The sequence below is a fragment of the Muriicola sp. genome (assembly GCF_049669965.1).
GTDB lineage: Bacteria > Bacteroidota > Bacteroidia > Flavobacteriales > Flavobacteriaceae > Muriicola.
In genome coordinates this window covers 17,191-43,265 of sequence record NZ_JBATLB010000221.1, presented here as the reverse complement: position 1 = coordinate 43,265, position 26,075 = coordinate 17,191, and the positions used below count along the sequence as shown (strand labels likewise).

Sequence of the window (26,075 nt, the reverse complement as noted above, 5' to 3'; positions counted from 1 at the left end):
TTGCAGGTAAAACCATGCGCGAACATTTTAAATTTGCGGTTGCCTATTGGCATTCATTCTGCGGGCAAGGTGCAGATCCCTTTGGATCCGGAACTCAAACATTTCCCTGGGATCTGCCTTCAGACCCCCTGGAAGCGGCTAAGGCCAAAGCCGATGCGGCATTCGAATTTATCACTAAATTGGGATTTGAATATTTCTGTTTCCATGATTTTGATCTTATACGGGAGGGAAATTCGCTAACCGAATCGGAAAACAGACTTGCTGCTATCGTAGCCTATATAAAAGAAAAACAAAAAGACTCCGGGGTAAAACTTCTCTGGGGCACCGCTAATTGTTTTTCTAATCCCCGCTATATGAATGGCGCAGCTACAAATCCCGATTTCGGGGTAGTTTCACACGCTGGTGCTCAGGTTAAACTCGCTTTAGACGCCACTATGGAACTACAAGGTGAGAACTATGTTTTCTGGGGCGGCAGGGAAGGCTATATGTCGCTCCTGAACACCGATATGAAACGAGAATTAGATCATATGGGTAAATTTCTAGGAATGGCCAGGGATTATGCCCGAAGTCGTGGGTTTAAAGGAAACTTCTTTATTGAACCTAAACCCATGGAGCCTATGAAACATCAATACGACTTTGATGCGGCCACGGTGGTTGGCTTTTTACACCAATACGGACTTCAGGACGATTTTAAACTTAATTTAGAATTCAATCACGCTACCCTGGCCAACCATACCATGCAACACGAAATGTCTGTGGCAGCCTCCCACAACATGTTGGGCAGCCTGGATGCGAACAGGGGTGACTATCAGAATGGCTGGGATACAGATCAGTTTCCCAATAACCTCTATGAAGTAACCGAGGCCATGCTTGTGTTTTTGAAAGCAGGCGGTCTACAGGGCGGTGGCATTAATTTTGATGCGAAGATTCGCAGGAACTCAACGGATGTAGATGACCTCTTTCATGCACATATTGGTGGAGCAGATACCTTTGCAAGGGCGCTTATGGCAGCAGAAAAGATACTTACCCAGTCTCCTTATGCTCAACTGATAAAAGATAGATATAACAGTTTTGACTCCGGGAAAGGGAAAGACTTTGAACAAGGTAAACTAACAATGGAAGACCTGTATACCCTATCCCTGCATGCGGATGAATCCCCGCGAAAAAGTGGGAAACAAGAAATGATAGAAAATATTATTAACCAGTATCTCTAAGTTGGCGTGTCAGAAAACGGCCAATCATAAAATTTACAATTGGGTAACTCCCAGATTTTACTACTTGGCAAAGTAAATATAAATCCCCACTACGATAACCACGATGATGGCACCAAACTGTTTAACGTACTTAAACGGCGTAATTTCGACCTGTTTGGTGTATTCCTGAACATAAGGGGTTGCCCTTGGCCTTAATTTTCCAATCAGAAGCATAATAGCTATGTTCGTAATAAAAAGAATGGCCATCACATGCAAATAATGAGGATAAGCATCTGCTTGTATCAGGGATAGTTCCGCAGCATCAGTTACCCCATTTGCTGCCGCTTCTTCCAAGGCTGCATCTACAAACTTGTCTTGCAACCAGAATTGAGAAATAGTATAAAGTAAGGAGCCAGAGATAATACCTATTTTGGCTGCTATAGCAGGCACTCTTTTGGTCGTATACCCGATGACAATTATGGTTAATATTGGAATACTGTAAATTCCGTTGATCTGTTGTAAATAATTAAATAAACTACCTGCATTCGCGATCATTGGTGCGATAAACATGGCCGCCAGGGCCAAACAAACCCCAAATATCTTCCCATACTTTACGACCGTTTTTTCCGGGGCTTCCTGGTTGATATGCTGTTTGTAAATATCAATCCCGAACAGTGTTACAGAGCTGTTAAGTACGCTATTAAAGGAACTCAATATAGCTCCAAATAATACGGCAGCGAAAAACCCGATCAAAGGTTTGGGCAATACCGCACGCACCAGTTCCGGATAGGCAAGATCTGAGGTAGCCAACCCACCTTCAAAATAATGATAGGCGATCATCCCCGGCAATACCAGAATTAAGGGCCCTAATATTTTTAAAAATGAGGCAAGAAGCAGTCCTTTTTGTCCTTCTGCTAAATTTTTTGCTGCCAGGGCACGCTGTATGATCTGCTGATTGGTACCCCAATAAAATAACTGTACCAGCATCATCCCGGTAAATATAGTTGAGAATGGCACTTCTTGTCCTGGTTCACCGGTAGAATCGAATCGTTCGGGGTTTGTGGCCATCAGGGTATCGAGACCTCCTAATATACTGCCATCTCCAATCGCCATTAATCCAAATACAGGAATAAGAATTCCGCCAATAATAAGGCCGATCGCATTGATACTATCCGAAACGGCTACCGCCTTTAACCCTCCAAAGACCGCATAAATAGACCCGATAATACCAATCCCCCAGATGCACAGCACCAAGGCGGTATTATCCGAAACGTCCAGGAGTTCAGGAACATTGAACATCCCACTGATTGCGACAGAGCCAGAGTACAGAATTACAGGAAGTAGCACCACCACGTATCCGGTAAGAAACAAGGCAGAAGTAATGGTCTTTGTGGTTACATCAAACCTTTTTGCCAGGAATTGAGGAACTGTGGTAAGACCGCCTTTGAGGTAGCGTGGTAACAGAAATACGGCAGTTACCACAATGGCAATGGCCGCTAACGTTTCCCAGGCCATAACCGATAAACCGTCTTTGTAGGCACTACCATTAAGCCCCACTATTTGTTCGGTGGAAAGATTAGTTAACAGCAATGATCCTGCGATTACTCCGGCCGTAAGGCTCCTTCCTCCAAGAAAATAGCCGTCTGACGAAGTTTCATCGGTCGACCTTGTTGCAAAATATGAAATAATGGCCACCATGGCAGTAAAGCCAACAAAGGATAAGATTCCGATCATGGTAAAGGGTAGTTAGTTCGTTTGTTTGCCTAAATATATTGGATTATTTGCAAACAACGTTATTCCTTGTCTATTAAAACAGATGAGTTCTAATAAATCAATAACACTACACTCTCTCCAAAATCCTCATACATCATATACATTTAATTCTTGTCACTATTCGTGACAGCAATTCCCTGTATACAGTTGCCGATTAAAGCAGGTAGATGTTGTGAAATCGCAGTCAAGAATTTGGCAATTGTAAACTGTTAAAAAATCTGATTATTTTCAAAATACTTCCTGAATACATAGGAAGAAAGCCTAACAAACTCTAATTTTGAGGGTTATGTAGTATAGAGTTCTTATAACATGCTAAAATGGGCCATTTTTGCATTCCAGATCCAACCTTCAAAAGAAATAGGTCATTCCATTGATCAAATATCTGGAAAACGAACCTAGTAAAAGAAAATTAAAGTCTACAAATAATGCGTTCTCAAAAGTTAACTTTTATATCCATTTTGTTTTTAATTAGTCTGTTTTTAGGTTGTACTCCAAAAAAAAATAATGACAGTGAATTAAAGGCAACAAAACCCACATTGTTTTCACTCCTGCCACCTGAAAAAACAGGAATTAATTTTATTAATAAAGTAGAAAATCAAAAAAACTTCAACATTTTTAAATACCGTAATTTCTATAACGGTGGCGGGGTCGCCATTGGTGATATAAACAACGATGGTCTTTCTGATATCTTCCTTACAGGGAACATGGTTGGCAATAAACTTTATCTCAATAAGGGAAAACTACGTTTTGAGGATATTTCTGCTACTGCCGGCGTTGAAGGCAGTAAACCCTGGTCTACAGGCGTGGTCATGGTAGATATTAACCAGGATGGTTTACTCGATATCTATGTGAGCAATGCAGGGAATATGGAAGGAAATAATCACGATAATGACCTTTACATCAATAATGGCGACCTTACTTTTACAGAAAATGCAGCAGAATACAATCTGGCAAAAACAGGATTTTCTACCCACGCTTCCTTTTTTGACTACGATAAGGATGGTGATCTGGATGCCTACATATTAAACAACAGTAATATTCCGGTGAGTAGTTTGGGCTATGCCGGGCAGCGAGATGTGCGAGCCCAGGATTGGAAAGGCGTTCCAGATATTTTTAAAGGGGTTGGGGATATGCTACTCCGTAATGATAACGGAAAATTTGTGGACGTAAGTGAAGAAGCAGGCATTTACGGAAGCCTTATTGGATTTGGTCTTGGAATAATGGTCACCGACATAAACAAAGATCTCTATCCCGATATATATGTGTCTAACGACTTTTACGAAAGAGACTATCTCTATATCAATAACCAGGACGGGACGTTTACAGAGGATATTAAGGGATGGACAAGCCATCTTTCTCTTTCTGCCATGGGGATTGATATGGCCGATATAAATAATGACGGGAATGCAGAGATCTTTATCACAGATATGCTACCAGAAGCAGATGAACGGGTTAAGTCTGTCATGGAATTTGATGGGTATGACGTATTTCGATTAAAGCAGGATAAAGATTTCTATCAACAATACATACAAAATACCCTGCAACTCAATAATGGAAATGGTTCATTTTCGGAAATCGCCTATTACAGCGGCGTAGATGCGACCGACTGGAGTTGGGCCGGACTACTATTGGACATGGACAACGACGGGTTCAGGGATATTTTTATTACCAATGGGATTAATCACGATCTTACCGACTTGGATTTTGTAGATTTCTTTGCGAATGAGATCATTCAAAAAATGGCGTTGACAGGGCGTAAAGAATCTATCGATTCTATAATCAACAAAATGCCCATCAGACCACAACCCAACTATGCCTATAAAAACAATAAGGACCTGACCTTTACAAATGCCAATAAAGAATGGGGGTTTGAATTACCTTCCATGTCTAATGGTGCGGCCTATGGGGATCTGGATAATGACGGGGATCTTGATCTGGTTATAAACAATGTGAATATGGAGGCCTTTGTCTATGAAAATCACACCGATTCCATGACAGAGAATCATTACATTAAACTAAAGTTTGAAGGTCCGGAAAGCAACAAATTTGCAATAGGCACCTCCGTAAATCTCTACTATGATAATAATGTGGTATTTCAAGAACTAATTCCATCCCGAGGATTCCAATCCTCTATGGACTACGAGATGACCATAGGATTGGGCAGCACCATAGCAATCGACTCAATACGGGTAATTTGGCCGGATGATCTGACGCAGCTTACTCAAAATGTAAGTGCAGATCAAACCATGGTTTTTAAGCATACAGCTGCAACCGAAAAATATAAACCATTAAAGCCTGAAAGTAGTAAGCCCCATTTACAGGAAGTAAAAAACAACTCCCTATTGGCGCATAAAGAGAATAATTACAATGACTTTGATTACGAAGGACTCATCTACAAATTACTGTCTGAGGAAGGGCCAGCGCTGGCAGTAGGAGATATAGACGGAGATGGTAACGAGGATATATTTTTAGGTGGGGCCAACGGCCAGGCCGGAACTCTTTACAGGCATTTGGGCAATGGAAATGTGCGGCCTATGCCACAAGGAGTCTTTCAAGATGACATGGCTTATGAAGATACTGCAGCGGCCTTTTTCGATGCTGACGGGGACGGAGATCTTGATCTGATGGTAGGTACAGGAGGAAATCAGGTGGGTGAGGAAAGTACCTACCGAAGCAGGTTATATCTCAATAACGGCAAAGGGAATTTTAGTCGGGCCCCAGAAATGCTACCCTCTACCTTTAAAAACATTTCTACCATAGCTCCTTACGATTTTGATGGAGATGGAGATATGGATGTCTTTGTTGGCTCAAGAAGTGTAGTAGGCACATATGGGGTAGACCCGGATCATTTATTCCTTGAGAATGATGGAAAAGGAAGTTTTAAAGATGCTACGGAACGCCTAGCATACGATCTAAAAGACGCCGGCATGGTTACCAGCGCTGTATGGGCCGATATGGATGGGGATGATAAAAAAGATCTTGTAACGGTATCCGAATGGGGAACCCCTAAAATATTTAGGAATTCCGGCAGACGGCTGGCTAAAATGTCTACCTCACTAGACAGTCTTGATGGTCTTTGGAACGTAGTAGAATCAGTAGACCTTGATAATGATGGTGATATTGATCTTGTCCTGGGAAATCAGGGTGCAAATTTGCATTATAAACCTACCTTGAAAAATCCAATGAAAATGTGGATCAATGATTTTGATGGCAACGGCACCATAGAACAAATCGTAACGCTTAATGAGAACGGGAAGGACTATCCCCTGCATCAGAAGAAGGAGCTAACCAATCAGATCGTTTCCCTTAAAAAGCAAAATCTGAAAGCTTCAGAATACGCAAAAAAGACCGTTAATGAACTGTGGTCCGCCGAGGTATTTGGGAATTCTATAATGAGGAAGTCTGGCATCTCAGAATCTGTCATTGCCATCAATGAAGGAGATGGGCAATTCAGTATAAAGATTCTGCCCCCAAGGGTACAACTATCGTGTATCTGTGGAATTTCCTGTGCTGATGTCAATAAAGATGGGTATATAGATCTTATAATGGGAGGAAACAATTTTGAATTTAAGCCTCAATATTCCAGATTAGATGCCAACTACGGCAATGTGCTACTCGGGAATGCAGACGTAAACTTTCAATGGGAAGATTATAACAAAAGTGGATTCTTTATCAGAGAAGAGATCAAGCATTTAAAACTGTTTAAAGATAATAAGGGGCATACGTACGTCATTGCTGCCTTGAATGATACACAACCCAAGATCTACAGGCTTAATGACTAAAACGATTTTATTTTCCGGTGTATTTTTGCTTTTGTTGGGTTGTGGTAAAAGCGGGGGTGATCTTTTTACGAATCCAAGTGAAGAGGAAACTGGTATAACTTTTAGCAACAAGCTTACGGAGACCAACGACCTAAACATTTTAGACTACCTCTACTTTTATAATGGTGGCGGTGTGGCCATTGGCGATATAAACGGAGACGATTTACCAGACATTTATTTCTCAGGCAACCAGGTCAGAAACAAACTATATCTGAATAAAGGAAACCTGACATTCGAAGACATTACCGAAAAAGCCGGGGTTGCCGGGAATAGCACCTGGAATACCGGAGCAATCATGGGCGATGTAAATGGAGATGGACTATTAGATATCTATGTTTGTGCGGTTGTGGGTATAAATGGTTTTAATGGGTATAATGAACTATTTATTAATAATGGTGACCTAAGTTTTACAGAAAGTGCGGCAAACTACGGACTGGATTTTGACACCTTCAGTTCCAACGCAGCCTTTCTAGACTTCGATCAAGACGGGGATCTGGACCTCTATCTACTCAACCACGCAGTGCATACCCAGGAATCTTTTGGCAAAGCCGATCTTCGGTACACCAGAGATTTCCAGACTGGAGATAGGTTATTGCGCAATGATGGGGAAGTATTTGTGGATGTCAGCGAAGAAGCTGGTATTTTTGGTGGGATCAATGGATACGGACTAGGCGTTGCCATTAGTGATTTTAATCAGGATGGATATCCCGATATTTATGTAGGGAACGACTTTCATGAAGATGATTATTACTATCTGAACAATGGAGATGGCACTTTCTCTGAGAATTTAAAAACCTATTTTACCCATACCACCAGGTTTTCCATGGGGAGTGATGTTGCAGATGTGAACCACGACGGTTGGCCAGATATTCTATCCCTGGATATGCTTCCTGAAGACGAGATGGTCCTAAAATCTTCAGAGGGCGATGACGACCTTCAGATCCAAAAAATGAGGATTAACCAATACGGGTATCACTATCAATTTACGCGAAATATGTTGCAGGTGAACAGGCCCGGGTTCGACTTTGAAGAAACTGCTCTTATGAGTGGCATTGCTGCTACCGACTGGTCCTGGAGCGCTCTTTTTGCAGATTATAATTCCGATGGGGAACAAGATGTTTTTATCTCCAATGGCATCCCAAAGCGGCCAAATAACCTGGATTTTATCAATTTTGCATCCGATGATCATATCAAAAAGAAACTGAATAATACAAAATTAGTAGATCAACAGGCACTCAATATGATGCCATCAGGAACCATCCAAAACTATGTATTCCAGGGTACGGATAGTTTAAATTTCATAGACCGTTCTAAAGAATGGATTGCGAAAGATACACTTGTGTCCGGGGCAACAGCCATGGGTGATTTGGACAATGACGGCGACCTGGATCTGGTGACCAATAATATCAATAGCGCAGCTACACTCTATATCAACCAGACCAACGGGGATGCTAACTATTTGAAAATTAAACTCCGTTTTCCAGGAAAGAATTCATTTGGGATCGGCACAAAAATACTTTCCTACCACAAGGGCATACTTCAATTTAAAGAACTTTATACAGTACGAGGATTCCAGGCTTCTTCAGAGCCTATCATACATTTTGGCTATGGAAAAAATACGAAAGTAGATTCATTAAGGATCCTTTGGCCAGACAATACAACACAGGTTTTAAAGAATGTAGATGTAAATCAAACACTGAACATACAACCAGAGGATATTCAGAACTTCACCTATCCCTGGATAAAAGCGACGAGAACCATGCTCTTTAAAAAGCTGGAAGACACCTTAGGAATAGAGTATACCCACCAGGAGGATCCCTATGTAGATTTCAACCGCCAAAAGCTGATCCCCTATGAAGTATCGGATCGTGGTCCGGCCCTGGCTATAGGAGATTTAAATGGTGATGGAGAAGACGACCTGTTCTTTGGGAGTTCTAAGTTTAAACCCTCAACAGTCTATATTCGAACCGCCTATGGATTCCAGGAAACCACCTTCCCCGCAATTGCCAATGATTCCATTAATGAGGATGTTGTGGCTGTTATAGAGGATTTTAATGCCGATGGTCAGAACGATCTGTTCGTAGGTACCGGCGGGGCCGATTTCTTCAATGAGATGGCACCTTTGCTCGATTCATATTACCTGAGATCCGATTCTACCTTTATAAAGCAGGATATACCGGCCTTATTTCAAAATGCTTCCGTCCTTGCACCCGCTGATTACGACATGGATGGAGATATGGACATTTTTATTGGGAATCAGATTATAACGAATGATTTTGGCAAGAACCCAACCTCATATATATTAAAGAACAACAACGGAATATTTGAGCAAGTAGAGAATAAAGACTTAGCCGATCTGGGTATGCTTACCGATGCTATCTGGGACGATTATAATAATGATGGAACCCCGGATCTGATCGTAGTGGGCGAATGGATGGCGCCTGTATTCTTTAAAAATGTAAAGGGCACCCTCGTAAAGGATAAGGTCCTGGAGGATACTTACAGCGGACTTTGGGAAAGTTTGGTGGCTTTTGATATAGATAAAGACGGTGATACTGACTATTTACTGGGCAATTGGGGACTAAACACAAAGTTTAAGGCTTCCGAAAATGCCCCTATGAAAATGTACTACTCAGATTTTGATGAGAATGGCAGCACAGAAACCATTCTATGTATTGAAAAAAACGGAGAATACTATCCCATTGAAGGACTAAAAGGACTTGCAGAACAAATGGTGGGCTTACGCAAAAAGTTTACTACCTATAAGGACTTTGCAGGCAAGTCTATAGAAAAAATATTGGAAAGAGAACAACTAGAACAGGCAACTGTATTAGAGATCAATGAACTACAGTCGGGATATCTGGAAAATAATAGTGGCCGGTTTCGGTTTGTCCCCTTCTCACGTCAGCTGCAAGTAGCCCCCATCATGACCTTTTTAAAGTACGATTTCGATGCCGATGGTACAGAGGAAGTATTGGCCGCAGGGAATTATTTTGGCGTAAAACCCTATCACGGAAGATTGGGCGCCTTTGCCGGAGCTATGATAAAAGGGAAAAATAATGTAATTTTAGGTGATCATTTGGGATTAGACCTCGCACAAAGGTCCATACGACATCTAAGTATCCTTACCATACAGAACCAACCTTATTTATTGGCCACTTTTAATAACGAAAAGGTTCAATTATACCAATTAATGAATAAAAGAGACAAATGATGAAGAAATACCTCCTATTAGTGGTTTTGGTAGTCCTCAGCTGTCAAAAGGAAGAAACGCCTATTGTGGTTACCCCACAACAATTACACAGCTCCATTGATAAAGTTACCGAGATTATGATTCACGATATCTTTTCTCCCCCGGTGGCGAGTCGAATTTACGCTTATCCAAATATTGCCGCCTATGAGATTATAAGTCTAAAGGACGACAGCTATACCTCTTTGGCCGGTCAGATACATGAATTGACCCCCATCCCTTCTCCTGATACCTCCAAGCCCGTGAATAACGATTTGGCAGCTCTAATTGCACACATGGATCTTAGCAGGCGTTTAATTTTTAGCGAAGATAAAATGGAAGCTTTTCGGGATAGTCTGTATACCATATGGTCCACACAAAACAGGAAAGAATTTGAAGCTTCTAAAGAATTTGGCCTGCAAGTGGCAGATCATATTGCAGCCTGGATGGACAAAGACAATTATAAGCAAACCAGAACCATGCCCAAATTTACGGTGAATACGGATGAAGTTTCAAGATGGCAACCCACGCCCCCATCCTATATGGCAGGTATTGAGCCCCATTGGAGCAAAATAAGGCCCTTTGTTATTGAAACAGCAGACCAGTTTAAGCCGGTTCCTCCTCCACCCTTTTCGATGGAAGAAGGCACAGATTTTTACAAGGAAGTAAAAGAGGTCTATGACATTAGTCAGAAAATGACTGAGGAAGGCGACAGTTCTGAAGAAGTACAAATTGCAAAATTCTGGGATTGCAATCCGTATGTATCAGTTAATAGGGGTCACTTAATGTTTGCCACTAAAAAGATCACCCCGGGGGCTCATTGGATAGGCATTACAAAGATTGCCTGTATACAATCGGAAAGTGATTTTGACAAGACCGTCTATGCGTACACGAAGACCTCTATGGCCATTGCAGATGCCTTCATTAGTTGTTGGGATGAAAAATACCGCAGTAATCTAATACGACCAGAAACCCTGATCAACGAACATATTGATGAGAGCTGGAAGCCAGTACTGCAAACTCCACCCTTCCCTGAATACACTAGTGGTCATAGTGTAGTTTCAGGAGCTGCGTCTACCGTACTTACTGACGTTTTTGGTGAAAATTTCTCTTTTAAAGACGATACTGAATTACCCTATGGCCTGCCAGCAAGGACCTTCTCTTCTTTTAAGCAAGCTGCAGACGAAGCGGCCATTAGCCGAATGTACGGAGGGATACATTACCGTGCAGCGGTTGAAGTTGGTGTAAAACAAGGCAGGGATCTTGGATCTTTTGTGGTAGATAAGCTCTCCATGAAAAATAAATCTCGTTTGGCTCAAACCCAGTAATTTTATGAAGAAAGTTAGTTTTCTCCTTTTGTTCCTGGTATTAGGAGGAATTGTTTGGTATGTATTTGTTTACCCCTACGACTATTTGGTAACTATGCGGGTAAAAGCAAATACGGGTACTATTAACCAAACTGTTAAACTTTGGAATACCAATCTGAAAGACTCCAAACTGCAATGGAGCGAAGATCTGACACATTTATCTCAAACCATACATTTTAATGATTCTACGCATATCTATGACTGGAACATTAGCAAGGTCAATGATTCCGTTTCAAAAATTAAGATCTTTACCAAGGATAGCGCACATTCTATTATCAATAAAATTAAGATCCCATTCCTAAATACCAATTTTGAAAAACGCACCAAGAATACCCTGGAAGAATTCACTAAACTTTTAGCTGAAGATCTAAAATTCATCAAGGTGGAAGTAGTAGGAGAAGCTGAGATAGATTCTACCTATTACGCATACGTAAGTAATAAGACGAGTCAGTTTGGGAAAGCCGGAGGAATGATGAGAGACTTTCCCCTCCTGGATCCTTATTTGGTGAACAGGGGTGTAGAATTAAATGGTAAGCCCTTTATTGAAGTAACACATTGGGATATGGCAAATGATAGCCTGGAATTCAATTTCTGTTATCCGATCATCAAAAATGATAGCCTGCCTTTTCATCCGGACCTTAAATATGGCATAAGAAAAAAACAGCAAGCGCTTAAAGCCATCTACAATGGCAATTACATAACCTCTGACAGGGCCTGGTACGCTCTTTTAGACTACGCAGAGAAGAACAACATTAAGACCACAGGTCTGCCTGTTGAAATATTTTATAACAACCCAAATTTAGGAGGTGATGAAATTAACTGGAAGGCAGAAGTATTTATGCCCCTTGCTGAACAGCCTTAAAACGATTTTTTTTCTCTTTTTTAGTATTTTAAGAAACGATTTCCGGCAGCACGGGCAACTAACCTTAGCCATAGATCTACCATATGAAGTAAATATTGCAGGAAACCCCTGAGAGGATTTAAAGCAAAAACTACCAAGATTGGGGAGAGAGAAGAAATTATGAAAGATGGGCGATGTTCCTCACTTTTTTTAAGATATTTATATAAAATTACCCTATGTCTTCCAATACAAGGCTAAACAGCGCCTTCGAGAATTCCCAAACATTGTTATTTGATGATTCTTCAAAGTTTATCTTCTTTAGTGACTGTCATAGGGGAGATAATAGTTTTGCTGACGATTTTGCCAATAACAGGAATATTTATTTTCACGCTATACGTCATTATTACAAGGAAGGATTTCAGTATTGCGAATTGGGTGACGGTGATGAACTTTGGGAAAATATCCATTTTGAAGATATTTTTGAAGCACACAAGAACGTGTACCAGCAGCTTCGGGAATACCATTTGAATGATCGTCTTCATATGATCTGGGGAAACCATGACATGGTGTACAAAGACCCGGATTACGTTAAAAAACATTTGAGTAGTTATTTTGAACCCATCGATGAATCTAACAAAGAACTTTTTAAGGATATTACCTATCACGAAGCATTGATTTTACAACATCGCGATACCGGGCAGCAGATCTTTCTGGTGCACGGACATCAGGCAGACTGGTGGAACTATATTTTTTGGCGCTGGGCCAGATTTTTAGTGAGAGTATTATGGAAGCCTTTACAAGTATGGGGTATTGCAGATCCTACGAGTCCTGCAAAAAACTACAAAGAACTTATTAAGGTGGAACGGCGTATTAAAAAATGGATTTTGAACCACCATAATCTATTAACCATTGTTGGGCATACCCACAGACCGCGTTTTGCACAACCCGGTGAGATTCCTTTTTTTAATGACGGCAGCTGCGTACACCCCCGAAGTATAACAGGTATTGAGATCTCAAAAGGCGAAATCGTTTTGATCAAATGGCAAATTGCAACCAAGGAAGATGGTACCCTGCAAATTGTGAGAGTGGTACTTGAGGGGCCTAGAAAGCTTGCCGATTACCATAAAAACTAGATCCATCTCAGCAATTGCCACATCTGGAGCAATTTTTGAAATGGATCTTTGTAAAATGTCCTTTATTGTATCATAAAATTGATAGGGATGCTATATGGGACGGAAACAGCTCTTCCCCTTTGTTTCCCTGGGGTCATCCTGGGTAACGTAGCTACAATCCTTTCGGCTTCCTTCTCCAGGGTCCTATCCGGACCTCTCATCCTGATTCCTCCGATATTGCCTTTAGAATCTATTAGAAACTGTACAAATACTCTACCTTGAATTCCTAGTTCGAGAGCAGAAGGCGGATACGTAAATTCTTTGTTGATGTGTTCTTGTATCATTTTTTGAAAACAAAGCTTACGTTCTTCATTATTAGTAGCGGATTCGCATCCTGGAAAAATAGGAACGTTCTCAATAATAGCAAAAGGAACTGTTATTTCTTCATCCTCTTCCCCTACTTCCACATCGTCCACTGCTATCACTTCTTCAATTACAGTTTCCTGACTAATTTCAGTACTTTCTATAATAGTTTCTTCGATCTCCTCAGAATCTTCTACCACCTCAATTACTTCAGGTGCCGAAGGGGGTGGAGGGGGTGGGGGGGTTTTAATGCTCTCTGTAATAGGTACATCTTCTTTGAGATCGTCCACGGCCATTGTCATATTTAAGGTTTCAAAATCTTCAGGATATGTTTTATATTCTAAAGCGCGCCATGTTAGGAACAAGACAATAGTGAGCCCTATTACAAAATAAAGGCCACTATTTCTATTTAAATCGAATTTTGGGTTTTTTTTGACTTGCATGATATTGACTTTTAATACATTGAATTTAAGACCAATACCAAAGGATTACTATGACATTTGTCAGTTTTTAAAAGTCTGATTTTAAGTCATCTGAATTCGAGCCGAAAATAAAATTTAAACAGAAGACAGTAGTACCTCATCAAAATTAATCCCTTCCACAGGAATAATTTGTTGCTGTTCATCATCCCATTCTATCCTTCTGCCTAATTTATAGGCGAGTCCCGTCATATGTGCTGTAATCGCTTCCTCAAAACCTTCTTGAATACCGCAGCTCAAATTTCCGCCATTTCGTATGCAACTAAGCCACTCTCTTAAATGAAGGAATGTAGAGTTTACTCTAACACCGTCTATATACGTCCACATAAGGCCTTTATCGGCAAAATATTGAGAAGTAGCAGAAGATACTGCATCTGGCATGTTTGCCCCCGGATTATAATGATAGATGGGCACATTGGGTTTCATTTTTCCAGCCTCTATCATGGCCGCATACTTGGTGGAACCACCATCTGGCCATACCGTAAGATTGTTTCCCAGTTCCATGGTCGCATCATGACCCATTAAAATAGTGGGCCTGTTAAAACCGTTCCCCAGGGTTGCACTATAGGTAAAGGTCATACCTTTTTCCTTCCCTTTTTGCTGACTACTACCCGTACTAAAATCTGGGAATTCCATATTTACCTGCAACACATCCGGCACATTTCGGCCGTCATTGTGTGTGTATACACCTCCCGAGGCTGTTATACTCTGTGGAATTCCCATTCCTAACACACAATTTAATCGATCGTAGTCATGGGTAAGCAGATCTCCGGATAATCCTGAACCATAAGCCCACCATTTGCGCCAGCGAAAGAAATGATTCTTATTAAATGGAACCTTTGGAGCACTTCCCAAAAAGAGATCCCAATCTATGGTCTGCTCATTTGCCTTTTCATCAATATCATAGTTCCATGCACCATTGTCGTCATTTCTGTTTGTAAACGTTTGTATGATAGAGATATGTCCCAGAACGCCTTTCTTAACAATATCATTGGCCGTTTTAAAACTAAGGGTTTGTCTGTGCTGATGGCCCACCATAAGAAGAGCATTAGAGCTTTTGGCAGCCTCCCTAAGTTGATAAGTTTCCTCTATAGTATGGGTCATTGGTTTTTCTACATATACATGTACATTATTATTCAGGGCCTCTATTGCCATGGGGGCATGCCAGTGATCTGGAGTAGCTATAACTACGGCATCTACCTCCCCACTCTGTATCATTTCCTGATGGGTGTTAAACCGTTTTACAGTATTTTCGGGAGTAGAAAAAGAGGCAATGACATGATCGGCCCTTACATCAAAGACATCACAGACCGCATTTATTTGGATGTTTAGCTCCTCTTGATCCAGAAACTCTTGTAATTGAGTGTTCCCGTTAAGTTCTTCTTCAAGTTTCATCTCGTCGAGCCAATCTTGCGTGGCAAAGCCCAATGCACGGCAGAGTTGCTCTCCCCTGATACCAAATCCTATGATCCCAAGTCGGATCGGTGGTCCATCGAGACCAGGCAGTGCTGAAGGTAAGGATGGTTGAATTTTTAATTGTTCCAGAATCTCAGAGCGGTCTTTGCTTTTAACCAATGCATTTGCAGTACCTGCCCACCAAATAGATCCCAGGATGGGCAACCCGCCTAATCCTTTTAATACATCGCGTCTTGTCCATTTCATAATTGTGGTGTTTTTGCTGTGTTAGTTCTTTGACTTTTTAAATAATCCAATCCAAAATAAAAACCTGTGGGATATTGATACAGCACCCATAATGCGGCTAGTTCAATCAAATTCTTATTCACAAACCAATAACTTCCTTCAACATTAAGTTGCTCTAACCAGGGAAATGGAGGATGAGCAAAATAGTACATACCCAAAAGTACCATGCCTGTCAAAGCGCCTAGTTTTTCATAAAACCCGAGGATGAGTGTAATCCCAACAAAGATGAGTGTAATCATATTCAGGGTATCTACCCATCCAATAATTGCCTCGTTCGCCATGGAGATAAACAGCCAATCTAAAGGTCCCTGAGCTGTGGCCAGGTATCCAAAAGCTGTCCAGTCCGGATTAAAAAGTTTAATGACCCCTTCATAGAGAAAGTGCCATCCGATAAGGATCCGCAAAAAAACCAAACTCCTGCTGAGCGATTCTTTGTGAAGAATGTCTGTCATTATTTCTAGATTTTGAATTAATAAATCTGCGCATCTACCTGTGGCAGATGACGTTAAGGGCATTCTGGAAAATGATCAAAACTACTGGCTGTCCTTAAGAAATACTATGATTTTTATCAGTTTAATACAATCCGAGCCTAGGACTTCTTACACGCGTGCTGCCAGGGTCTTCATGGCGCTAATGAATTGGTCCAATTCATTTGTAGTGGTATAGACATTGGGTGTTATCCTACAACCGCGCACATTCTCCTGGTCTATAGCCACTGTAAATATCTTAAATTCCTCCAGTAAGGTTGTTGCCAGATCTGAAGGTTTTATTCCATCAATTCCCACATTGGCAATGCCACAGCTTCGATGCTCTTCCACAGGGGTATTGATGATCACATTCTTTGTGTTCCTTAGGGCATCTGACCAATACCGTTGTAAAAACCTAAGACGTTGTTCTTTTCTTTCCAATCCTATAAGATCCAGGTAGTCCATGGCATCATTGATCGTAAGATCGGTATGAACAGGATGAGTACCAATGTGGTTCAACCTGCCGATGTCATCGTCTTCCCGATGATGTTCCGCTAATAGTGGCCAAATCTTAGCAATATTTTTCTTCGCAACAAAAAGTAGTCCGGCGCCCAGAGGAGTACTCAGCCATTTATGGAGGCTAGATCCGTAGTAATCGCATTGCAGTTCTGATATATTTACGCTAATATGGCCTACACAATGAGCTCCATCCACCATAACCTCCACTCCATGCTTGTGGGCCATATCGCAAATCTTACGTATAGGCATAATCTGGCCCGTAATGTTTACCATATGACAGACCATGAGTAATTTCGTTTTTGGAGTTATTTGGGATTCATATAGAGCGACTAATTCTTCGTCCGTCTTTGGATGGTTAGGGATGGAAACGGTTTTATTAATTATCCCATAACGTTTGGCTATAAGTTTAAAATGCTCGCGCATGGCCCCATAGTCCTGAACAGCAAAGATGGCTTCATCACCTGCTTTCCAGGGAAAGCCGCCAATGATCATATCGAGCGATTCGGTAGTGTTTCTGGTGATGACCAATTCATCGGCACTGCACCCTACTAAGGAAGCCAAACGATTAGCTATGCGTTTCTTATTATCCCACTGAACGGTCCTCATATAATAAGACCCTTCATAATTTACCTGTTCTATATGCTTGTGAAACTTCTGTATGGTAGGGACAGGCGCAATATTATAATATCCATTTTCCAGGTTAATATAGTCTGGTTTCAACGCATAATCTACCCGTATACGATGCCAGAATTCATCATCGGTAGATACCTCATAAGAAGGTATGGAAATAGAGGTATTTGCTGAAAGCTGATAGGGTAAAAAAGGAGTGATAACTGCTGCCTGCCCTATTTTTCGTAAAAAAGATCGTTTGTCCATATGGCCCGGATTGTTTTACAATATAAAAAATAGATCACTTATATCTCTTTTCAAATTGTATATTTATTACGTAAAGCTTTTAGACAACCGCCAAAATAGAACCATGCCCTTAGTAATCGTCATAATTGGGATCCTTATCCTATTTTTCCTGATAGCCCGATGCAAACTAAACCCATTTATAACCTTTATCCTGGTTTCACTTTTTGTGGGTATTGCCGAAGGAATGGACCTGGAAACCGTGGTATCCTCTATAGAAAACGGGATTGGAAATACCCTGGGTTTTCTGGTGATGATCCTTGGTCTGGGAGCCATGCTTGGCAAACTGGTTGCCGATAGTGGGGCCGCACAACGAATTACCTCCAAGTTGGTTGAAAGATTTGGTCGGAAGTATATCCAATGGGCTGCAGTTCTTACTGGTTTCATCGTGGGGATCCCTTTATTCTATTCCGTTGGTTTTGTTATTCTGGTACCCTTAGTATTTACGGTTGCAGCCGCAACAGGCCTGCCCCTTCTCTATGTTGGCCTGCCAATGCTTGCATCGCTTTCCGTTACCCATGGTTACCTCCCACCCCATCCAGCACCAACGGCCATTACCGTAATGTTCAACGCAGATTTGGGTAAAACACTTATCTATGGAATACTTGTCGCGATACCAGCCATCATTATCGGCGGACCATTATTTTCCCGAACCTTAAAAAATATTAATGCAACGCCCTTAAAAGAATTTGTCAATCCCAGAATTCTTACGGATGAAGAAATGCCCAGTATGCGTATAAGCATCTTTACGGCCCTATTACCTATTATACTTATCGCCTTGGCTACCTTGTCCGATCTACTGATACCAGCAGACTTTCTATTAAAAGATGGTATCGCTTTTGTGGGAAATCCTGTTATAGCGATGCTTATCTCTGTCTTAGTAGCAATCTATACCCTGGGGTTACGTAGAGGAAAAAAAATGACCGAAGTAATGGATTCTGTGGGAAATTCTATCTCCGGTATCACCATGGTGCTATTAATTATCGCGGGAGCCGGGGCCCTAAAACAAGTACTTATAGACAGTGGGGTAAGTGAGTATATTGCCGATCTGCTAAAGGATTCTTCCCTGTCTCCATTATTCTTAGCCTGGCTAATTGCCACCGTGATACGAGTTTGCGTGGGGTCGGCAACGGTAGCCGGACTAACAGCAGCAGGTATTGTGCTTCCCTTAATTGAAGCCACGGGAGTAAGCCCTGAATTAATGGTCCTGGCTATAGGGTCCGGAAGTTTAATGCTCTCTCATGTAAATGACAGCGGATTTTGGTTGTTTAAGGAATATTTTAATTTGTCTGTCAGGGATACGTTGAGAAGCTGGACATTGATGGAAACAACCGTTGGGGTCGTTGGCCTTATTGGAATCTTGATTTTAAACCAATTTATATAATATACGATATGAACAAAACTCCTTCACAAAGATTACAGGAACTTGGATTAGTGCTGCCCCCGGCACCTCCGCCTGCAGGTTTATACAAGCCCGTACTGGTTTTAGATGGGTTTCTCTATGTTTCAGGGCAGGGGCCCATGCAAAATGATGGTACCTATATTGTAGGCAAAGTTGGGGATACCATGAATCTTGGCGAGGCCAAACTAGCCGCAGAACAGGTGGGACTTACCATGCTCTCCACCATTCAAACACATTTCGGTAATATCGATCAGATCAAAAGATTGGTGAAAACGCTGGGGATGGTAAATTCCACACCAGATTTTGATCAACACCCTTTGGTGATCAATGGATTCAGTGAATTGATGGCCGATATCTTTGGAAATGATCTGGGAGTAGGGGTTCGCTCTGCAGTGGGGATGACTCTTCCCGGAAAAATTCCTGTCGAAATTGAAGCCATGTTTCAACTACATTGAAATAAGTACCTATGACAAATAAAGCCTGGTATCAAATATCAAATGCTGAGGAAATAGTCTCGCCAACACTACTTATATATCCCGAAAGGATTGAAAAGAATATCCAAATAATGGTTAAGATGGTCGGGGAAGTGGAGCGACTAAGACCGCATATCAAAACACATAAGACCAGAGAGATAATTGAAATGCAAATGGCATATGGTATTCACAAATTTAAATGTGCCACAATTGCCGAAGCAGAACTTCTTGGGCAATGCAAGGCTAAAGACATTCTCCTGGCCATCCAGCCTGTTGGTGTAAACATTACCCGCCTTTTTCAATTAATCGATAAATTTCCGAAATCTTGCTTTTCAGCCATTGTTGATAATGCAGATGTTGTTCGACGTATTTCCGAAAAAGCAGCTTCCCATGGAATTTGCATGCCTTTATTTCTGGATGTGAATACGGGAATGAACCGCACGGGTATAGCGCCAAATGACGAGGCAGTTGCTGTGTGTTCATTAATTTCCGGAGATCCTAATCTAACATTCAGAGGCCTTCATGCCTATGACGGTCATATTAGGGATTCAGATTTAGATAAACGCAAGCAAGTGTGCGACGCTTCTTATGATCTGGTTACAAAATTCAAAACTGTCTTAGAAAAGAAAGGTATTCACGTTGAGACCATAGTAATGGGAGGGTCTCCTACTTTTCCTATCCATGCAAAAAGAAAGGAAGTAGAGGCCAGCCCAGGGACAACCCTTTTATGGGATGAGCGATATTCGAGCTCTTTCCCGGATATGGAATTTTTACATGCCGCGATTTTACTTACCAGAATAATCAGCAAGCCCAAACCGAATATCATTTGTTTAGACCTTGGGCACAAATCGGTTGCGCCCGAAATGAACTTTCCCAGGGTTAAAATTTTTGGTTTAGAAGACTGTGAGCAAATAGGACAAAGTGAAGAACACTTGGTGCTCAGTTGCCCGGATAACATATCACCCCAGCTTGGAGAAGTATTCTATGCCGTTCCTATGCACGTTTGTCCCACGGTGGCAAAATATCCTAAATCGCTTACCGTGTTCAATGGTAAGGTTACAGGATCATGGCAAGTAGCAGCAAGGGACCATAGCCTGGTTATTTAATTTACTCTTATGTTAATATTTGATGCTCATTTGGATCTTGCCATGAACGCCCTGGAATGGAACAGGGATCTCACTACTTCCGTACAAACGATACGGAAGCGGGAAGAAGGGATGACAGACAAACCAGATCGTGGAAAAAATACGGTTTCTCTCCAGGCATTGAGAAAGGGTAAGGTGGGTATTTGTGTGGCTACCCAGATAGCTCGATATTCAAAAATTGGAAATTCCCTGCCGGGCTGGAATTCACCACAGCAGGCAAGGGCGCAAACACAGGGACAGCTAGCATGGTATAAAGAAATGGAGGCGATTGGGGAAATGACCCAAATTACTAATCTTGCACAATTAGATGATCATCTTGCTCTTTGGAAGGGGGATACTGGTAAAAAGAGACCTATAGGCTATATACTTAGCCTGGAAGGTGCAGATTCTATAGTATCTATGGAGCATCTGCAAACGTCTTACGAACATGGGTTGAGAGCCATAGGCCCTGCTCACTACGGCCCGGGGACCTATGCCTATGGCACTAATTCTAGTGGAGGAATAGGTAATAAGGGAAAGGAATTACTACGAGAGATAGAACGCCTGAATCTTATTCTGGATGCCACCCATTTATGTGATGAAAGTTTTTGGGAGACAATGGATGTGTATAATGGACCTGTTTGGGCGAGTCACAATAATTGCAGAACCCTGGTAAATCATAACCGGCAGTTCTCTGATGAACAGATCAAGGAATTAATTGGCCGAAGTGCCGTTATAGGAATGGCACTAGACGCATGGATGATGGTTCCTGATTGGGTGCGTGGCCAATCAACGCCTGAAGAAATGGGAGTAAGCTTGCAAACCATGGCAGACCATATAGATCATATTTGTCAACTTTCAGGGAATTCTCATCATGCAGGAATTGGCACCGATCTGGATGGCGGTTTTGGCAAGGAGCAATGCCCTGCAGATATAGATACCATTGCAGATCTTCAAACTGTTCCCACATTGTTGGCCACAAGGGGGTATTCCAGGGAAGACATTGAAAATATCATGCATAAAAATTTTCTTCGATTTTTACACCGAACCTGGAAGACTACTTAACAATATTTCAAATACGTTTCTTAGTATCAGATAATCCTCTCTTCCCTGAGAAATGTATCTAGGCTGTCTGCTATATCGAAACACCGGCTCACTTTTTCTGCCCCTTCACAATAGCGTGATGATACTTCATGAGAATGACAATTGAACCCTGCCAGGTCTACATTTTCGAAACGGTTATTGATCTTTATGCAACGTTGGTACATCGCATCAATGGTTTCATTTTCTTCCGTTTTTATCTCATTTTTTAAGAGATATCCTTTCAGAAAGTTATGAATGGCACTTTGGGCATTTTTACAAACCAGATAAGATACCACATCTTCTTCAGGTCTGTAAAGCTCCTTCCCTGCCTGCTTCATTTTACTGATTGCTTGGTCAAAATAATTGTTGGCTAAAGCTTCCATCTTATTGAAATTATGATTAAAAATGAATTGCTGGTACTCTAATAATATATGCTACAAAGAGAGAAAAATGAACTTACATATTTCTAAAAAGCTCCAATCGCTCCCATTTGGTAGTTACTTCTTCCTGGGCTTGTTTTAACAATTTTGCTCCTAATTTTGGATCATCTTTAACAACCCGGGTGAAGCGCGTTTCCTTATACATAAAATCCTCTAAAGGTTTTATGGGTCCTTTGGAATCTAGTTTAAACTTTTTTCCTTTGGGTTTAGAAGGATCGAATCTAAATAGTGGCCAATACCCTGTTTCCACCGCTCTTTCCTGATGCATTGCTCCTTCCTTTAAATCATAGCCATGTTCCCCACAATGAGAATAAGCAACAATCAGAGAAGGTCCGGGATATGCTGCCGCCTCTTCTATCGCCCTCAGGGTTTGCATGTCTTTTGCTCCCAGGGCCACTTGTGCAACATACACATTCTCATAAGAAACAGCTTGTAGTGCCAGACTTTTCTTTCCGGTTCGTTTACCAGAAACTGAAAATTTTGCACTGGCACCCAATGGGGTGGCTTTAGATGTTTGCCCGCCTGTATTGGAATACACCTCGGTGTCTAATACCATAATATTGATATCTTCTCCAGAGGCAAGAACATGATCTACACCTCCATATCCTATATCATAGGCCCAACCATCTCCCCCCAGGATCCAAACTGCTTTCTTCCGGAGGTATTCCGTGAGATTCAATAACTTTTTGGCATCAGAATTGTCCTGATGTTTAGATAATCTCTCTTTAAGTATATCGAGGTCTTTAAATTTCTCTTTGCGTTGCGTTTCATCCTCTTCAAGGTTATTAAGAATGGCGTCAACCAGCTCCTTGCCTACCACCTTTTCAAGGGATGTTAGCAAGCCAACGGCAATCTCTTGTTTTTTAGTCAGTGCGAGTTTCATCCCAAACCCAAACTCAGCATTGTCTTCAAACAATGAGTTGGCCCATGCAGGACCCCTTCCCTCTTTATTGGTTTTATACGGAGTGGTGGGTAAATTTCCTCCATAAATAGAAGAACATCCGGTGGCATTGGCTATCAAAATACTATCCCCGAATAGCTGTGTCAATAATTTTATATAGGGGGTTTCGCCACAACCGGAACATGCCCCTGAAAATTCAAATAATGGTTCCAGAAATTGTGAACCTTTTATGTTTGTTATTTGTAAAGCGGTACGGTCATAGTCCGGAAGTTTTGAAAAATAGTCCCAATGTGTATTTTCTAACACATCGTTTTCCAGTTTTTTCCTCATATTAATTGCTTTGAAGTCAGGGATTTCCTTACTTTCTGCCGGACATACGGCTACACAGAGATCGCATCCGGTACAATCTTCAGGGGACACCTGTAAAATGTAAGATTCTGTTTCACTTGTAAAAGGCCTGCCTTTGGCCGGACTCCTTTTTAGAGATGCCGGAGCGTCTTTTAGGGTTTCATTCGATACAACTTTGGCCCGTATGGCGGCATGTGGACAAATAACAACACATTTATTACACTGAGTGCATAATTCTTCTGAATCCCAGATAGGGATAAAATCGGCAATACCTCTTTTCTCATATTGTGTGGTACCTGTTGGAAAGGTTCCGTCTATTGGAAAGTAACTTACGGGTAACTCGTCTCCACGGCCTGCCAGTATCTTGCCCAATACTTCCTTAACGAACGGATCTGGTTCTCCAGACATAATAGATCGCAAGCCCCTGTCATTGGTGGTTTTTTGAGGATAGGTTACTTTTTGCAGATGTTCCAGGGATTTATCTACAGCGTTAAAATTCATTTTTACCACTTTATCCCCTTTGTGAGAATATGATTTTACAATAGCACTTTTAATTTTTTCAATGGCTTCTTCCTGGGGTAAAATACCGGAAATAGCAAAGAAACAAGTCTGCAAAACAGTATTGGTCCGTTTTCCAAGTTTAGCCTCCTGTGCTACCTTTGTAGCATCTACCACATAGAAATTCAATTGATTTTCAATAATCTCTTCCTGCATTATACGGGGTAATTTATCCCAGATTTCATCTTTTGAAAATGGCGCATTTAATAAGAAAGTACCTCCTTTTTTAATATGTGCCAGGACATCGTATTTTTCAATAAAATTAAACTGATGACAGGCAATAAAGTCGGCCGTATTAATTAAATAGGATGAATAAATGGGTTGTGGTCCAAAACGCAAGTGTGAAATAGTTTGTGCCCCTGCCTTTTTGGAATCGTATACAAAATATCCCTGAACATAATTGTCTGTGGTATCTCCTATAATTTTTATGGAGTTCTTATTGGCCCCTACGGTTCCGTCCGAACCAAGACCATAGAACATACAATTGAAGGTGGTTTTTCTGGTTTTAAATACGGGGTTGTATTCAAGGCTGGTATGTCCCAGATCGTCATTTATTCCAATGGTGAAATGATTCTTGGGTTGCTCTTTTAACAATTCATCGAAAATTCCTTTTACCATTGCGGGATTAAATTCCTTGGAAGACAATCCATATCTTCCCCCAACAATGGCTGGCATTTTTCGGTGGCTCTCAACATAGGCGGTTACCACGTCCAGATAGAGAGGCTCTCCAATACTACCGGGTTCTTTGGTCCTGTCTAGCACAGCAATTTTCTTAATGCTTTCCGGCAATTGCTCAAGGAAATAATCGATCGCAAAAGGTCGGTATAGCCTCACCAACAACGCTCCTACTTTTTCGTTTTGTTCCACAAGCGTTTCAACCGTTTCCCGTACGGCACCCTCTCCAGATCCCATAATAATGATAACTCGCTCAGCCTCCGGATGTCCTATATAATCGAAGAGGTCATAGCGGCGACCAGTGTGTTTGTAAAATTCATCCATTACTTCCTTAACAATACCCGGCACTTTTGCATAGTGTGGATTCGAAGCTTCTCGTGCCTGAAAAAAAACATCCGGGTTTTGCGAAGTCCCCCGAATTACGGGATGATCCGGGTCTAAGGATCTATTCTTATGTTCCATGATCTTATCATCGGGCATCATGGCTTTGATCACCTCAACGGGTATATCATCAATTTTGGATATCTCATGGGAGGTACGGAAACCATCAAAGATATTGAGGAAAGGCACCCTGGTTTTTAAGGTGGCTACCTGCGAGATCAATGCAAAGTCCATAGCCTCCTGAACCGAACTTCCAAATAACATAGAAAATCCTGTCTGCCTGGTAGCCATCACATCAGAATGATCTCCAAAAATAGAAAGGGCATGCGTCGCTACGGTCCTGGCCGCCACATGAATAACCGCAGGTAATAATTCTCCGGCTATTTTGTACATGTTAGGGATCATTAATAACAATCCCTGGGAGGCCGTAAAGGTAGTGGTTAGCGCTCCTGCCTGCAGTGATCCGTGAACTGCTCCTGCAGCGCCTCCTTCACTTTGCATTTCAACAATCCTGGGAACATTACCCCAAATATTCTTTTGTCCCTCTGAGCTATATACATCTACATGCTCTCCCATTGGGGAAGCCGGGGTAATCGGATAAATAGCGCAAACTTCATTGGTCTTATGCGCTATCCTTGCTACTGCCTCATTAGCATCACATATTAGTTTTGGAAATTCTTTTTTCATGATAAATAAATTTCATTACGGATCCCTTGTTTATTAACTACACCTAACTTATTTAATTAGTAAAAGACCATTCCATATCATTGAGAATGAACCTATTGTAAAAAGTGTAATTTGCTAAAAGTAGCATTCCTTCTAAGGGAAAACTATGACATTTGTCAGTTACTCAATTCCCTGTTTTATGAGGTGATATGTCAATAAAATACGATACAGGAAATATCTTTTCAGG

General features: G+C 41.4%; 17 protein-coding genes. 10 read left to right on the top strand and 7 right to left on the bottom strand.

What is annotated here, in order from left to right:
- Positions 1-1,214, top strand: a 1,214-nt coding sequence (xylA, locus tag WBM49_RS11655; protein WP_424372227.1) for a xylose isomerase, incomplete at its 5' end; no start/stop codon positions are given.
- A gap of 60 nt (positions 1,215-1,274) precedes the next feature.
- Here xylA and WBM49_RS11650 read toward each other — a convergent pair.
- Positions 1,275-2,927, bottom strand: coding sequence for a solute:sodium symporter family transporter (locus tag WBM49_RS11650; protein ID WP_424372226.1), 1,653 nt, complete (start codon positions 2,925-2,927; stop codon positions 1,275-1,277).
- 464 nt (positions 2,928-3,391) lie between these two features.
- Between WBM49_RS11650 and WBM49_RS11645 the strand changes: the two genes are divergently transcribed.
- From WBM49_RS11645 to WBM49_RS11625, 5 genes are all read left to right on the top strand, one after another.
- Positions 3,392-6,748, top strand: coding sequence for a VCBS repeat-containing protein (locus WBM49_RS11645; RefSeq protein ID WP_424372225.1), 3,357 nt, complete (start codon positions 3,392-3,394; stop codon positions 6,746-6,748).
- On the top strand, positions 6,741-10,001 hold the full coding sequence (locus WBM49_RS11640; RefSeq protein WP_424372224.1) for a VCBS repeat-containing protein: 3,261 nt from the start codon (positions 6,741-6,743) through the stop codon (positions 9,999-10,001). The genes WBM49_RS11645 and WBM49_RS11640 overlap by 8 nt, the downstream gene beginning before the upstream one ends.
- Positions 10,001-11,344, top strand: coding sequence for a vanadium-dependent haloperoxidase (locus WBM49_RS11635; RefSeq protein WP_424372223.1), 1,344 nt, complete (start codon positions 10,001-10,003; stop codon positions 11,342-11,344). Before WBM49_RS11640 ends, WBM49_RS11635 begins: the two co-directional genes overlap by 1 nt.
- Before the next feature lie 4 nt (positions 11,345-11,348).
- A complete protein-coding gene (locus WBM49_RS11630; protein ID WP_424372222.1) occupies positions 11,349-12,245 on the top strand; it encodes an AraC family transcriptional regulator in 897 nt (298 codons plus the stop codon).
- A gap of 215 nt (positions 12,246-12,460) precedes the next feature.
- Positions 12,461-13,357 (top strand): serine/threonine protein phosphatase, encoded by an 897-nt coding sequence (locus tag WBM49_RS11625; protein ID WP_424372221.1) that lies wholly within the window; start codon positions 12,461-12,463, stop codon positions 13,355-13,357.
- Positions 13,358-13,419: 62 nt separating this feature from the next.
- On the opposite strand, the gene WBM49_RS11620 is transcribed toward WBM49_RS11625, so the two are convergent.
- The 4 genes from WBM49_RS11620 to WBM49_RS11605 all read right to left on the bottom strand — a co-directional run bounded on the left by WBM49_RS11620 (position 13,420) and on the right by WBM49_RS11605 (position 17,741).
- A complete protein-coding gene (locus WBM49_RS11620) occupies positions 13,420-14,142 on the bottom strand; it encodes an energy transducer TonB (RefSeq protein ID WP_424372220.1) in 723 nt (240 codons plus the stop codon).
- Between the two features lie 114 nt (positions 14,143-14,256).
- A complete protein-coding gene (locus WBM49_RS11615) occupies positions 14,257-15,840 on the bottom strand; it encodes a Gfo/Idh/MocA family protein (RefSeq protein WP_424372219.1) in 1,584 nt (527 codons plus the stop codon).
- Entirely contained in the window at positions 15,837-16,331 is a 495-nt protein-coding gene (locus WBM49_RS11610) for a DoxX family membrane protein (RefSeq protein WP_424372218.1), read from the bottom strand. The genes WBM49_RS11615 and WBM49_RS11610 overlap by 4 nt, the downstream gene beginning before the upstream one ends.
- Positions 16,332-16,478: 147 nt before the next feature.
- Positions 16,479-17,741: an aminotransferase class V-fold PLP-dependent enzyme gene (locus tag WBM49_RS11605; RefSeq protein WP_424372217.1), complete on the bottom strand. Its 1,263-nt coding sequence runs from the start codon at positions 17,739-17,741 to the stop codon at positions 16,479-16,481.
- A gap of 103 nt (positions 17,742-17,844) precedes the next feature.
- Here WBM49_RS11605 and WBM49_RS11600 point away from each other — a divergent pair, with 103 nt between their 5' ends.
- From WBM49_RS11600 to WBM49_RS11585, 4 genes are read left to right on the top strand one after another with little or no spacing between them, the layout of a single operon-like run.
- Positions 17,845-19,161 carry a gluconate:H+ symporter gene (locus WBM49_RS11600; protein ID WP_424372216.1) on the top strand — a complete coding sequence of 439 codons (1,317 nt, stop codon included), beginning with the start codon at positions 17,845-17,847 and terminating at the stop codon, positions 19,159-19,161.
- An 8-nt stretch (positions 19,162-19,169) separates the two neighbouring features.
- Positions 19,170-19,634 (top strand): RidA family protein, encoded by a 465-nt coding sequence (locus WBM49_RS11595; RefSeq protein WP_424372215.1) that lies wholly within the window; start codon positions 19,170-19,172, stop codon positions 19,632-19,634.
- Between the two features lie 11 nt (positions 19,635-19,645).
- A complete protein-coding gene (locus WBM49_RS11590) occupies positions 19,646-20,758 on the top strand; it encodes a D-TA family PLP-dependent enzyme (protein WP_424372214.1) in 1,113 nt (370 codons plus the stop codon).
- Between the two features lie 9 nt (positions 20,759-20,767).
- Positions 20,768-21,841: a dipeptidase gene (locus WBM49_RS11585; protein WP_424372213.1), complete on the top strand. Its 1,074-nt coding sequence runs from the start codon at positions 20,768-20,770 to the stop codon at positions 21,839-21,841.
- A gap of 26 nt (positions 21,842-21,867) precedes the next feature.
- Here the strand turns inward: WBM49_RS11585 and WBM49_RS11580 are convergent, their stop codons facing one another.
- Both WBM49_RS11580 and nifJ read right to left on the bottom strand, forming a co-directional pair.
- Positions 21,868-22,242, bottom strand: a complete 375-nt coding sequence (locus tag WBM49_RS11580; RefSeq protein WP_424372212.1) for a hypothetical protein — start codon at positions 22,240-22,242, stop codon at positions 21,868-21,870.
- 73 nt (positions 22,243-22,315) lie between these two features.
- Entirely contained in the window at positions 22,316-25,849 is a 3,534-nt protein-coding gene (nifJ, locus tag WBM49_RS11575; protein ID WP_424372211.1) for a pyruvate:ferredoxin (flavodoxin) oxidoreductase, read from the bottom strand.
- Between the last annotated feature and the right edge of the window lie 226 nt (positions 25,850-26,075).